The organism is Sulfidibacter corallicola (assembly GCF_017498545.1).
Classification (GTDB): Bacteria; Acidobacteriota; Holophagae; order Acanthopleuribacterales; family Acanthopleuribacteraceae; genus Sulfidibacter; species Sulfidibacter corallicola.
On sequence record NZ_CP071793.1, the window covers coordinates 9,768,092 to 9,782,036 of the forward strand.

The 13,945-nt window shown below is 59.7% G+C and carries 5 protein-coding genes and 1 tRNA gene; all 6 read right to left on the reverse strand.

Going from position 1 to position 13,945, the window contains the following annotated elements; all coding sequences use genetic code 11:
- Positions 1-93: 93 nt before the first annotated feature.
- The 6 genes from J3U87_RS29630 to J3U87_RS29655 all read right to left on the reverse strand — a co-directional run bounded on the left by J3U87_RS29630 (position 94) and on the right by J3U87_RS29655 (position 13,846).
- Positions 94-190 (reverse strand) — tRNA-Sec (locus J3U87_RS29630).
- Between the two features lie 434 nt (positions 191-624).
- Positions 625-2,316 (reverse strand): dipeptidyl-peptidase 3 family protein, encoded by a 1,692-nt coding sequence (locus J3U87_RS29635; RefSeq protein WP_420038334.1) that lies wholly within the window; start codon positions 2,314-2,316, stop codon positions 625-627.
- Positions 2,317-2,719: 403 nt separating this feature from the next.
- Complete coding sequence (locus J3U87_RS29640; protein ID WP_237379409.1) at positions 2,720-3,736, reverse strand: hypothetical protein; 1,017 nt, start codon at positions 3,734-3,736, stop codon at positions 2,720-2,722.
- Positions 3,737-4,236: 500 nt separating this feature from the next.
- Positions 4,237-6,105 carry a leucine-rich repeat domain-containing protein gene (locus tag J3U87_RS29645; protein WP_237379410.1) on the reverse strand — a complete coding sequence of 623 codons (1,869 nt, stop codon included), beginning with the start codon at positions 6,103-6,105 and terminating at the stop codon, positions 4,237-4,239.
- Positions 6,106-6,323: 218 nt separating this feature from the next.
- Entirely contained in the window at positions 6,324-9,611 is a 3,288-nt protein-coding gene (locus J3U87_RS29650) for a DUF7948 domain-containing protein (RefSeq protein ID WP_237379411.1), read from the reverse strand.
- A 689-nt stretch (positions 9,612-10,300) separates the two neighbouring features.
- A complete protein-coding gene (locus J3U87_RS29655; protein ID WP_237379412.1) occupies positions 10,301-13,846 on the reverse strand; it encodes a SpoIIE family protein phosphatase in 3,546 nt (1,181 codons plus the stop codon).
- Positions 13,847-13,945 lie beyond the last annotated feature (99 nt).

A 13,945-nucleotide genomic window follows, 5' to 3' on the forward strand; every position in this document is an offset into this window, starting at 1 on the left:
ATATCGGCGATGGATCGGCCCATTCGAGCCGTGGTCGAACCCGTGCATCCAAAAGCGTACGGGAGACCGCGGGACAAACACCCGAAGGACCGCTGGCGGAAGTGCGCAGGAATCGAACCCACCGTTCCAGAGCACCTCTGAAACCCACGGTTTTGAAGACCGCGGATGGCACCAGCCACCGCCCACTTCCACCCCAGATCTTAGCCAGTCTGTTCGCAGATACAATGGTTTTTTGTAGTTGCATGCCTTCACCGCCGGTCACCCGGCCGTCACCCGGTTGGCGGAGCGCAACGGCACGGGTCGCCCTTCGGAGCCACCGTTTTCGATCCCATCGGGACCGCCTGCACCTGAAACGCCGCCCAAACCGAATCCGTCCAGCGTGCACGCAACCCACAAGGGCAAGAGCGACAGCCAACGGCAGATCTTCGGCCTCCCCGGACAACGGGACCGATCATTCGTCCGAATCCTGGCAAGCTCATCGAAACGCCACGCAGGGCAACGGATATGTTTCTCCGAAGTATGCGTGTCCCGCGAGAGACCGGGGGTGCATCGCGCTAACGTGGGCACCGCAACCAAAAAAGGGCTCCGCAAGGGAGCCCCGTTTGGGTTGGTCGATGGTACCGATCAGGGTTGCGGGTTGAGTCCCAGCACCTCGGTGCCTTGTTTGAACACGATGTCGCGCGGGATGCCGGCGGTGGCCACGCGCGCCAGATCGTTTTTCAGGTCATCGGAAATGTGGCCCTTCTCTTTAAACCACTGGGTGACGCCTTCGTAATCGCCGTCACCCTGCAGCTTGAGGATCTTCTGGCTCAGGGCCGCGACGGCTGCCGGCATTTTTTCGAAATCGACCTTGTAGGTGTTGGTTTGCGCATCGCGCATGATGGCACCCTGCTCCATGAAGAAGTGGAAGCGCAGCATGTTGGCCTGGCCATGGGCGCTGGCGCCGCCAAACCGCATCGACCGGAAGATGCCGGCCACGAAGGTGACGTAGTAGTCCTTGATGTCGCCTTCCAGCTCGCCTTTCTTCAGCAATTCGCCGATCATGTACAGGCCGAGAATGTCCGCCTTGCCTTCCTCGATCGGGGAACTCTTCTCTTTGAGTGCTTCGCGCACGGTGCCCTTGCCGTCGATGGTGTTCTTGATCCCCAGGCCGTGGGCCACTTCGTGGAACATGGTATTGGCGAAAAAGGCATCGAAGGTGATGTGGTTGCGCTGGCCTTCGTCGATCAGCACGTCGGCCAGGGGGACCAGGATCTTGTCGAACTTGGCGCGCATCGCGTTCTTGAGTTGCAGGCGGCGCGTGCCTTTCTCGAGCTGAACCCGTTCGTCGTTGGGCAGGTTGATCGCGATCGTCTTCGACCCGGCGTTGCAGTCACCGGCGTAGTAGACCACGTCGTAGGCGTTGAGGTCGGAGTCGGTTCCCGGCTTTTCCTTCTTATAGGCGGCCTCGACCGGAATGCCGGCCTGCAGTTCGGGCAGCAGCGCCGCGTACTTCTCGAGGCGCTTGCTCCACTCCATGTCCTTGACCAGGATGTAGGCCTCGTGCGCCGATTTGTAGTTGAACAGCTTGTCTTCGTAGTTTTCGATCGGGCCGACCACGAAATCGATGGCATTGGTCTTCATGTCCATCCAGGCCATGTCCGAGGCCAGGTAGTCGTCGGTGCGCAACGCCTCGGCCCGCAGGGTCAGGTACTGCTTCAGGCCGGCATCCTCGGCCAGTGCGGCGGCCTCGTCGAGCTTGGCCGCGGCCATCTCGATGTCTTGCTTGAAGAATTCGCGGTAGGGAATCGCGTACAGGCTGCCGTCTTCCTTGCGACGTACCATGGTGTACTGACCGCGGACGGCTTCGTCGGCCTGTTCCACTTCTTCCTTGGTGACGTCGGCGGGATAGAACATGGCGCCGTCCGGTTTCGGACCCACGCCGGGCAGGAAGGGTTCGTTTTCCATGAGACGATCCCAGGGGCCGTAGTTGATTTCGGCGAAGCGACGGACGTCGGGATCCTCGATGCTTTCGAGCAGTTGCTGTTTGTCGCCGTAGGATTGGGCCCAAAACAGGCGATCCATGATTTTGGCGACATCCACCAGAAGCGGAATCATCTTGCGCTGGTTCTCGGTGAGTTTCGCGACATCGGTCGTGAGCGTGACCTCGATGTACATGTTCTTGCGCTCCGCGCTCAAGCCTTCGGTGGACTTGGTTTTCGATGCCGTGTCGGATGCGGGTTGGGTCTGGTCGTCCGTCCCGGACGTCTGGCCGCCCCCTTGATTACACGCGAGCGCAAGACACAGCAACACGAGCAGGGTCAATCGGTAGATCATATTTTGCCTCAAGTTAAGCTCCTCAAAACCTCAGGTGGGATACATTGATGGGTCGCGATCGTACGGAGACCAATCCACATGCTGTCTTTTGACCATCCCCGGTGACGCGGCGATGGGGTTGGGGGTCTCTGGGCAGAGAAATGAAGACACGGGCTCACACCAGGTGAACCGTGAGGTACGATCGGGACCGTTTTGGCAAAAGACGCCTCATTCTACAACAGCGGGGGGCCGCTTTTCGAAAAATTCGAAAAGCGGCCCCCCACGCCGTCAGGTATCAGGCTTCAGGTTTCAGGTAGATTTCTGGCGGGCTGGGTGATAGGGACGGTACTGGAAGACGAGCAAGCGATGAGCTGGTAGCGTGTGTTCCATCATTGCGTGCTACACCCAAACCGAAAGGGAAGGACTACCGACTCGGATCAGGGCAGATTTCGATATGGCCCACACGCCAGAAATCGCGAATCTCCAGCCAAGAAGGACCACATTCCCGCTCAGCTTGGGATCCATCGCTCCGTACGGTCGGAACGGCATAGACGTCCAAGTCGATCAGACCCGCTGTCGCGTTCCCAGGTACATCCAGGGTAATCGCCAAGGTGATGTCCTCGACCCAACCGTAATCGAGGTACAAGACCTCCGCGTTCCGGGCAAGAATCAAGTCGCCGACTCGTATCGTCCCTGCCTCCAGATCGGCGAAGGGGACGCTAAACCGGCCAGATAGGTGCCTCAACGCGTCAGGGGCCAAAAGAACCGTCCCCTCGCGACCGGATATCTCGGAAGCATCGAGCATCTGGCCGTTTTCGTCGGTCAGCACACGAAAACCAAACTCGGCTCCGGGTGGTGCTGTAAATCCAAAACGCGAGTCCCGGTCAGCTCCTCTTCTTTGATCGCACTGGATTTCGGTTTCATAGCGATTTTGGACACGCACCACCCCGCTCTGGTCACCGGGGCAGACAGGGACCGAGAGAAATGGAGAAAGCTCCGGCGACAAGGTACAATTTCCTTGGACACCGCGAGCGATAAAGATGTCATGACTTGCAAAGAGGGGGTAGAGGGAGCCACCGGCGATCTGACTCGGGTTCGCCAGCGTCGTAGGGTCCACATCCCTGTCTTGGAAGGCGCTCATTCGGATGTTGAGGCCACTGAGATCTTGTTGGGCGGGAAGTCCCTCCAAGTTCGATTGGCTCAAGTCCACACAGCACAGCGTCGAAACGGCATTCCCGGTATCGGAACCGGTGCTCGCAGGCTCACGGGTGGCGAAGGGTAGGTTGGACCGACCGTTCTCGAAATCTTCCAGGTATCGATCTCGAGACTCCTCCGCCGAAATCCCGATCAAGAAAGAAACCTCGGAGCCTGGGCTCGGGGCTTCGATGCCGATTCCGGTTTCGATCCATAGCCGAGTGGATCTCTGAATGCGCAACCACACGGTATCTTCTCCCGCGACCCATCGCAAGATCGAGAGGGTGTCGGTCGGGGCCACCACCCTTTCGATGATGCCACCTTGCTGGTTACCGAAATGGATTGGCAGGTAGATGGGTCGGTTTACCCGACCTTGTGACGGAACGTTCATGTCGACCAGGGTCTTGCCCAGCCGTGCACCGTGGTCGAGCCGAAGTTTCAGATAGACGGGGTTGGCGGGATCGACATGGGGGAAATCGTCTCTCGTCACGGTAAAAAACAGAATCCCCGCTTCCTCGCAGCTCCAGCCCAAAGTAATGGGGTTCACGGTGGTTCGGGTTTCGAGTGTCGCGAACAACGGTAGGGTCGAGAAGAGAAAGGCGACGAACAGCCGAGAACGACTCGAGACTTTGGATTTATCCGACCCCGGAATTGGAGCCCCATCCGTCGAGGAGGTTCGAAGATGGCTCATGCCGTTGGCATGCCGCCTCGGCGTGGCGTTCTCAACACAAAAACGCGTGCGACGCTTCACGGGCACACCTCGTACGGCGCCACCACACCATTGGCGCGATTGACCCAGGTGACCCAATCGAGAACCCCGGACGAGCCGTTCACCCAACGTTGCGTCGTCGACCCGAAAAACCAGTCGCCCTGCGGCCCGTAACGCAGAGTCCCACCGCCCTCGGACCAACGGTCGGTGAGTGAGGCGAGATCGCCGCACACCGCAATATCGAAATCGTTCAAGCGATTGTGCGACAAGTCCAGCGCGTGATCGCCGCCACTGCCGAGAAAAGGATGAGTGACGAAGGCCGACACTTCCTCGAGACAATTACCGGCCAGGTTGACCCGAGCCAATTCGGTCAGGCCGTCCAGGTCGGGTAAGATGCGGATCAGGTTTTGGGCCGCGTCCAGTTCGCGCAGGGCGCGAAAGGATTGAACACCGGTGAGATCGACGATGTCGAACGCCGATACGTCCAGGCGCTCGATGCGGTCGGCCTCCGCCAAACTGAGCTGCCCGTCCCGGTCCTGATCGAACTCGGCCAGGACGCGTTCGCGCAATGCGGGGTCCGGCATCGAAACGAAGCCGCAGGCCAGGAAGCCGCCTGGCGACCATTCTCGAATCAGAGGCTGACTCAGCAGCGGGCCACAGAAGAGAGCCTGATCCGGACCGGAAAAATCGGGGTCCGGATCGGCGTTGTCGTCGCGATTGGATGGCCGCACGATCACCCTGACCACCACATCGGTGGCCGGCTGGTCGCCATCGGTCCAAATGGCAAGGTCAAGCCTTGCGTTTTGCAGCCCGGAAGTTCCCGCGCCCGTGGTGGCCACCTCCGCCGTGCGGCTGAACAGACGATCACCCAGGGTGAACAGACTGTTGGCCTCGGCATAGGCCTGGCTGGTTTCGAGGTCCACCTGCAGGGCTCGGGGGTCGACGAGCACGGTGTCGGGCCGGCCGGATTCGGCGACGGCATCCACGGGTTCACCGTCCTGCAACAAGATCGGGAAGCCGTAATCGCTTTGGCTGGGCAGATGGACGGCAAAGGTAGAGCCGCGATGGAACCCCCACGGCGAAGCGCAGCCCGCCAGCAGATCCATGTGGTTCTCCAAGCGATACAAGCCGTCGGGATTGGCTTGATCCGGACAGAGCGATACCTGCGTGGGGGTGGTTGGCATTGCATCGAAGGTACACCCGACGTTCAATTCCCGCGCTGTGCCGATAACCGTATCATTTGAAAATGCAACAGGGGTCCATGTCCCCAAGAAAATGTCCGAAGTATTATGGGCCGTGGTAATGCCAACCGTTTCGGAATTGTAGGTGTTCGGCAAGAATTGGAGTTGGCTCAGTGAGGGCGGTGCCGGTTCCGGTTGCAGGCTGCTTTGGGTGACATCCACGCAGATCTGGGTCGAGACCGCATCCGCCCGCGTTCTGCCCTCGGGATCGCGAGTGGGTGCCGGTAAATTGGCCCTGCCCTCTGCATACAGAGGTTGATACAGGGCCCAATATTGAGAGGCCGCAATGCCCAAAGAAAACGACATGGTTTGAAAGCGGGTCGGCGGCTCGGTTCCGCCACCAGTTTGGATCCATTCGCTGCTCGAGGACTGGACGCGCAGCCAGATTTCGCCTTCACCGGCAACCCAACGAACGATGGAGAGGGTTCCCGGAGGGGCGGCGATTTGATCGGTCACGGCGCCGCTCGTGAGGAACAACGGCAAGAAAATGGGACGATGAACGCGACCGTTCTCCGGGTCGTCGATATCGACCAGCGTGTGACTGAGCACCACGTTCCGGATGATGCGAAGTCTTAGGTAGACGGGGTTCGCGACATCGGCATCCGCGAAATCGTCCCAGGTCACGGTAAACAAAAGCGGGGAAGCCTGGTTGTGTCGATTGTCCATATACAAATCCGGGATTTGGCCCCTGATCTCGATGGCCGCCAACCCTGCCTGGCTTCCGAAACAAATCAGGGCCATCACGGCCAAACGTCGCCAGGACAAACAAAGAGAACCCACATCTATCGCACGCCTCGACCGTTGTCCGGTCCCTGCCGCAGAAATCGGGATGGTCGTTTGCAAGTCCGTAGAAGTCTCCGACATGTGAAAAAATCGCGTTGCGCTCATGGACAGAACTCCTTGGCCCAATAGGGAAATAGGATCCAAAAATCGCCGTATTGGATGGTGCCGTCTCTTCGCCAGTCGCCAGGGCAGGTCACTCCGTCGGGGCAGCGCCCCTCATCCGTGATCACCTGGACCAGATCCAACACGCTGGTTGGGGCATTGCCAGACAACGAGGGCGGAATGCAGCCCAAATCCATGGAGGCCACCAAACCGTCGGCGATGCCGCGACCGAGGCTCGGTTCTCCTGGGAAAAGGGGATGGGTTTCGGGTAGGGCGCTCGAACCGGCTATGTAATAGGTGTCATCTCCGTCCCAGACGGCACTATTAACCCAGGTACCCGCAGGAACCGAACCTGCGTAGATCAAGTCGGACAGGTCGGCGCGTAGGTGGGTCAGGATTGATGGAAACGTTAAAAAACCACAGTTAGAGGGAAAGGGTACACCCGGTGTGAATTGTGGATTACAACCATCGGCACGGCCGACCAAGAGAATGCGATCTTCCCGGCCCATGAGGAGGTTCGCATCGGCATATTCACTCAATACGATGCTTCCCAGATAGGTACCCCTTGTGATTTCCGATCCGTTCGGATCTATTTTGCCCACGTAGGTGTGAAAGAAGCTGTAGGGGTGTCCCTGGCTGAAGGCCGCAGCACTTGCGGGGAGCTCGGTCGTTGCCGTTCGAATCGCCAGCACGGGTCGATCGTTGCGGTCCAAAGCCATGGCCTTCAAGACGTCGTGCTCCGATCCCCCCAAATAGGTGGCGAAGCGCAGGGACCCGTCAGAGATGGAAACCTTGGCCAGGAAACCGTCGCAATCCCCGTTGTAGCTTTCGTCGAAGACACCCGACGTTACCGGGAAATCCGTCGAGCAAGTGACACCTCCCACGTAGAGCCCTCCCTGAGCGTCCAAGGCCAGGTCGTGCGATGCATCGTCCTCGCTGCCGCCCAGGTAGGAGCCGAACTCGAACTCGGTGCCATCGGCACTGAGGGCGCACAGGTAGACTTCGCCGGCTTCTCCCTCGAACGCCGAATCGAAGGCGTTGGCCGTGGTCGGCAGGCCCCGTTGGCTGGTGCCGCCGGTCAGCCAGGTTCGGCCGCTCGGATCCACAGCCAGAGCGCGTGGTTCAAATCCGAAGCTATCGGGATCGTTGCCCGGGGGGAGGTAGGTGCTGAAGCCAAGCGTGCCTGTCACGGGATCGATTTTGGCCGAGAATCCAGCACGTGGGTGTTGCAAAGTGGAAAAGGCGGCATCGGCGGTCACGGGGAAATCGATCGAAGCGGTGGAACCGGCGAGATACAGGGTGCCACGATCGTCTAAATCGATGCCCGCGACTTTTTCGTCCAGGGTTCCGCCCAAAAAGGTGGTGAACAGCGGCTCACCCGTCGTGGGGTCGAAACGCATCACGAATGCTTCCACGCTTCGTGCGAGAAAGGTAGGGTCGGGTGCATGGTCGCTGACCGGAAAGAAGGCCGAATCGGTCAAACCAGCCGCGATCAACATACCGGATGCGTCCTGTTCGAGGTCTACGATGGTGTCCCAACCAGATTGATCCAGAAAGGTGCTGTAGCCCAGCGTTCCTCGAACCACATCCACATGACTGACAAATCCCGAACTGCTGCCTTCCAGAAACAAATCCTCGGCATCGTCGGTCACCGGAAAGTCGCGTGATGCGGTGCCACCCGCGAGAATCACCTGGCCGGAACCCAATGCGGCGATGCCTGCCGGATCATCCGCGTTCACGCCCCCCAGGTAGGAGGCGTAGTCGACATGTTTGACCGCGGGATCCCACCGTGCGAACCAGATGTCTTCTCCACCGTCCCTCTGGGATTGAACGCTGTTGGCGGTGACCGGAAAGTCGTCGGACTCACTGGTTCCGCAAAGCCATAGCCGACCACCTACGTCCCGGTGCAGGTCCTGTATCCCGTCATTTCTCGAACCCCCCAGAAAGGTGCCGTGAATCAGTGCGTCTCCGTCTCCCGATAGCTGCATGAGAAACCCATCCGAAATCCCGGAAAGCTGCTGTCCGAGTGCATCCGTAGTCGTCGGGAAATTCGGTGACCTGGTGGTTCCCACCACGAATAGGCCTTCTCGATTGACGATCAGGTTGCCCGGAACCTCTTCGTCCCATCCTCCAAAGTAGGTCATCCAGAGGAAGCGATGTTCTGCGGGAGAAAATTTCGCGAGAAACCCGTCGGTGCCTCCCAGTGCGTCTTCGGACAGGACGCCAAAAGTGGTGGGTAGATCGTGTGAACGGGTGCTGCCCAAGACGACCAGGTTCTCCGCTTCGTCGAGAGCCAACGCCACGCCATGGTCGTTCGAGATGCCACCCAAGAAGGTGCTGTATTGGAGATCCGTAAAATCTTTGTCGAAAATCGCCAAAAAGGCGTCCCGGCTGCCGTTGAAAGTCCCATCGAACGCGTCGTCGGTCACGGGAAAGTCTTCTCGCTGGGTCCAACCGGTGAGTGCGATTCGGCCATCTGCCAACTCGAGAATGTCGAGAGCCAGGTGTTCGGTCCAGCTTTCGCCCTCTTCGCCCGTGTAGGTGCCGGCCACGGATCTGCCGGTCTCTCCATCGAGGCGGCCTATGTAAAAATCCCCGCTACCCGAGCGGGTGTCGTAACCGCCGCTCGCGGTGGGGTGCTCTCCAAAAAAGAGACTGGTGGAGAAAATGGGATCCCCATCGGATGTAAGCGTCAGAGCGGTTCCTTCGCTGCCGACCAACCCGGAAAAACGGGAAGAAAAGACCAAGCGCCGCTCTTGGGTGTCCCATTTGGATAGGGTGACCGATTCCCAAGTGCCCGCGGTCGCCAGGAAGAAGCAGTACCTGTCCCCATCGCACACCATGTTCTGAATGGGATCGGGCGAGCCATGACCTCCGAACAGATGCAACCAGTTCAAGCCGAAGTCGATGTCCCAGCCCGTTTCGGGATCGCCACCCTCCACCCGCACGACGGCGTAGCGACCCTCTTGCACCTCGAAAGACAGTTTCAATTCGGTGCGTGCCGTGCCGCTTCCTTGCCATGCGCGTGGCTTCGGAATGACCAGGCGGCGACTTTCGAACGTGGCCTCCAAAGAGCCTTCAGCGTTCGATTTCAGCGCTTCGGCGCCCAGATCGAAGGCCCAGGATCGACCGGTAGTGCCGGGTCGGACTCGCCATTTCTGATACAAGCGATTGTCGCGTATTTCGAAGGTGACATCCACTCCCGGCCAGACTTGTTCGAACACCAACCCCTGGTGAGGGACCAATCCGGTCCGCCAGCGTTCGCGGGGACCGGAATAGAAATTCACCAAACCGGCTCCGGGAAAAACGACGTTCGGCGACATGCTTTTTGAGCGTTTTTCGGAGGCAATTGGTCGCCAAAGGACTCGATTCTCCACCTCGTTACGTCTCGTTGCCTCGCTCTCGATATAGAGCCCATCGCTGAGGATCCGGATCGGGCGATCCGTCAAGCCGAGCAACAGCGCTTCGGCACGTTCGTTGGGGAAAAGGTGGTGCCCGGATTTCGCCTCATCTCGATTGTCGAGGAAGAATACCGGTAACCCGTGCAGATTCGGTTCCCACTCAGAATAACCGAGCACTAGGTAGCCTGATTGAACCCAAAGCACAAAGGGAATAGCTAGAACACGAAGCTGAAACATCGTCATACAAACACCAAACAGAGTCATTTCAAGGTTTATAAGACTCTTATTTGACGAATAAAACCATCAAAAAGCATTCAACTCAACCGGTTTTTCCAGCTTAATCTCGTTCAGGCACGATCATTCCTGCAGACTCTGGCCGATCTGTTGAAACTCGTCCGGCATCGTGTTCGCCTAGGGAAAGGTGTCGACCAGTCGCCCAGAATCGACATGACACTGGTGCCGCGACCCGTCTGGGGAATCCGAGCCAACACTTTTTGTAGTGAACCGTCCATTGCCTGGATCGAGAACGGTTGGCTATACCCCCGGTCCCAGATACCGCCGGGCCTGCGGCCCGGCTACCTCATCTTGAGGACCAGCAACGTGACGTCGTCTTGCGGGGGCTGGCCCTGGGCCCATCGATTCCCGGATTCGATCAGCGCCTCCAGCGCTTCCTGGGGCGCCTTGGAGGCCACCCGCGAGAAGGCCTCGGCCACCGCGCCCGGACCCAGGATTTCGTCTCGGGGATCGAACATCTCCTCCAACCCGTCGCTCATCATCAACACCGTATCGCCCGGATTCAACGTGACGCTCACCTGATCGTAATTCGCCTCGAGCCCCGTCCCCAACGGCAAGCCCTGCAGCTCCAGGGTTTCGAGCGAATCGGTCGCGGCGCGATAGACCAGGGGGAACGGCATGCCGGCCGAAGACAGGGTCAGCCGGTTCTGATCCAACTCGGCGAAGGTCATCGCCATGTAGAGCCCCTCGAAGCCCATGGACGCCAGCCCGTCGGATGCGCGGTAGAGAAAATCGCGCGGTGTGTCGCGACCGGCGAGCGCGATGAACTGGCTCTTTGCCGCCGTGACCATGGTGCCCGCGTGCAGGCCGTGCCCGGTCGCGTCACCCAACGCGATCCACAGCCGCTGCGCGCCCTCGGCCTTGAAATCGTAGTAATCGCCGCCGACCTCGGTGGCCGGCTTCATGAACACCGCCAGGTCGACCTGGGCCATGCGCGGTATCTCCGCCGGCAACATCGACAACTGGAGCCGCCGCGCCTCCGCCAACTCGCGACTCTTGCGCGCGTTTTCGGCTTCCAGCAGCACCCGCTCCCGCTCCTGACGCAGGTTCTTCTCGGTCAACCGCTTCATGTAGAGGTGCAGGTTCACCCGCGAAATCAGCTCGCTCCGGCTGATCGGCTTGGTCAGAAAATCGTTGGCACCGGCGCTGAAACCGGTCACCAGATCGGAAACCTGGTTCTTGGCGGTGAGGAAAATGACCGGCACCTGGCGCACGGAAAACGAACCCCGAATGACGCGGCACACTTCGTAACCGGACATGCGCGGCATCATGATGTCCAACAACACCAGGTCGAACGGCGGGTGTTCGTCCACCAGTTCCAGCGCCTCGCGGCCGGAGGTCGCCTGAACCACCTGGTAATTGGCCAGGGTCAGTTGGTTCACCAACACCTGACGGTTGACCGCTTCGTCGTCGACCACCAGGATCGTGAATTCACCCGCGATCGGCGGAATCGTCTTCTCCTTCGGCGTGTCGTCCTGTTCGAGCGGTCGCAACAGCGAGGTGGATCGATCGCGATCGTACGTGGCCGGCTGCGCCTCCCGGTTCCCGCTGAAGGTGCCGGGCTTCTGGCTGATCGGCAGCGAGAACCCGAAGGTGGCCCCCTCCCCTTTCTGGGAATGAACCCAGACCTTGCCGCCGTGCAACTCCACCAGGCGCTTGACGATGGCCAGCCCCAAGCCGGTCCCGCCGTATTCCCGTTCGATCGACCCCTCGGCCTGCTCGAACGATTCGAAGATGTGTTGGTGCTTCTCCGGCTCGATGCCGATGCCCGTATCGCGCACGTGGATCTCGACCATGTCGGGTCGTTCCTTGTCGCGCACCGCCTCCACCCGAACCCAGCCGCGCTCGGTGAACTTGATCGCGTTGCCGACCAGGTTGATCATGATCTGCTGCAACCGATTCTCGTCGGCCCACACGGCCGGGGTTTCGGGCGGAACCTCGTTGATCAGCTCCAGCTTCTTGCCGTGCACCAACGGCGTGGCGATGCGCAACACCACATCCGTCAGGACCTGAAAGTCGACCGGCGTGCGTTGGAGTTCCAAATCGCGGTTGCGCAGCTTGGAGAAATCGAGGATGTCGTTGACCAGCGACGCCAACCGCCGACTACTGGAGGAGATCATGCTCAAGTCCTGGCGAGCCTTCTCCGGGAGTGGCCCGGCCACGCCGCTTTTGAGCGATTCGGCCAAGCCGATGATGCCGTGCAACGGCGTGCGCAGCTCGTGGGACGTGTTCGCCAGGAATTCGTTCTTCAGGCGATCCAACTGCGACAGCGCCAGGTTCTGCTCGCGCAACGTGGTCGCGTTGGCGTGGAGCTGTTCCCGAGCCTGGCGAATCGACTGCACCATGTTGTTGAAGTTGTCCGAAAGGAAGCCGATCTCGTCGAAGGCGTGAATCGGGACCCGCACGTCCCATTCACCGTGGTTCACCTGACGCACGCCGGTGAGCAGGTTGTCCAGTGGCCGAACCACGGCGTTTTGCAGCAGGTGCGGGAACAGCAGCAGCAGGACGGTCGTGAAGATCACCATCGCCAACGCCTGGCGCGAGCTGCCGTGATTCATGAAACGCCGAAAGTGGAGGTGGCTGAAGCCCACCTCGTAGATGCGTTGCCCGTGAAGGAAGCGATAGCAGAAGTAGTGGTCCGCCAGATTGACCAGATGGAGATCGGCCATGCGCTCCTCGCGCCGCATCAGCGTGGAAAGCGTGCGGGCGGCCTGGACTTCGGCCTCGCTGCCGGCGAGGTCACTGGAGAATCCCTGCAGAAACCGCAGGTTCAGCCGCCAGTACCAGTTCATCCGCGTCATGGTCTCGCGATCCCAACGCCGCAACTGTTCCAGATCGAAGTGTTTGTCCGGTGCCGCGAACACTTCGTAATCGTCGAGATAGCCGTCCTGTACGTGCGAGCGGGAAACCACGTAGCTCACCGTTTTCGGCAAGATGTCGGGCCGCTCCTCGATGACGGCACGGTGACTGGCGGCCACGTCCTCCAGGCGATCCGAGCGATAGATGCCGAAAGTCTCGCTCCAGGTCAGGTACCCCATGAAGGTGATGGTGGTGAGCAGCAGGAGCAGCGTGATGCCCACCAGCTTGTCCAGGAAGCTGGTCTGCTCGGGAATGTAATTAATATAGATAATGAAGAACACCGAGAACAGCAACAGGGTCATCACGATGAAGATGAAGCTCTGTTGTGCCTGGGAGATGATGCGGAACTGAACCATGAGCTGGGTCGGCCACATGAACAGGCCGATGAAAAACGCAACGAAAAACGCCCGGACGGATTTGCCGTGACGGGTGTGGGGAAACACGCAGCGGGCCAGCGCCGACCGACCGCCGTTTCGCGGTTCGAGGATGAGCATCTTGCGCACCCAGATGACCAGGAACCACAGGTACTGAGCCAGGCGAATCACTTGGACGTAGAGCAACGACACCAGGACCTTGCTGAAATCCTGGACCCAACCGTCGGCGTCCAGGTGCACGGCGTTGGGGATCAACACGGCGATCACGAGCGCATTGAGACCCGTCACCACCAGAACGACGTTGGATTCCACCGGGTGGTCGTTGCGTGGAAAGCGATAGGCGAACTGGATGAGCAGGGTCAGGATGATGTCGAGGAAAAAGAGCAGGTAGACGCCGAACCGAGTCCAGGACGCTCGCACGCTCAGCATGACGAAGGCGTCCGCCATGACGAGGGTGAACAGGCCGAAAACCAGCGTCAACAGCCAGGTGCTGGCAGTCTTGTGCTTGATGCGGAGCAGGAAGATGGTCAGGACGCTTCCCAGGAGGATCGCGGCCAGGCTGGCGACCGAATTGTAGGAGAGCAGCAATTCCATACAGGGCTCCGCAAAAAACTGGAACAAATTCTAGCCCGCATCGGACCAGAATTGTAGCTCGTTCGATGGGGCGGACTCGGAGGGGACGATCCACTAAGG

Bases quoted from the DNA above. Each gene is read 5' to 3' on its own strand.
- J3U87_RS29635 (WP_420038334.1), bottom strand. From the start codon at position 2,316: ATGATCTACCGATTGACCCTGCTCGTGTTGCTGTGTCTTGCGCTCGCG.
- J3U87_RS29645 (WP_237379410.1), bottom strand. From the start codon at position 6,105: ATGGACAATCGACACAACCAGGCTTCCCCGCTTTTGTTTACCGTGACC.
- J3U87_RS29655 (WP_237379412.1), bottom strand. From the start codon at position 13,846: ATGGAATTGCTGCTCTCCTACAATTCGGTCGCCAGCCTGGCCGCGATC.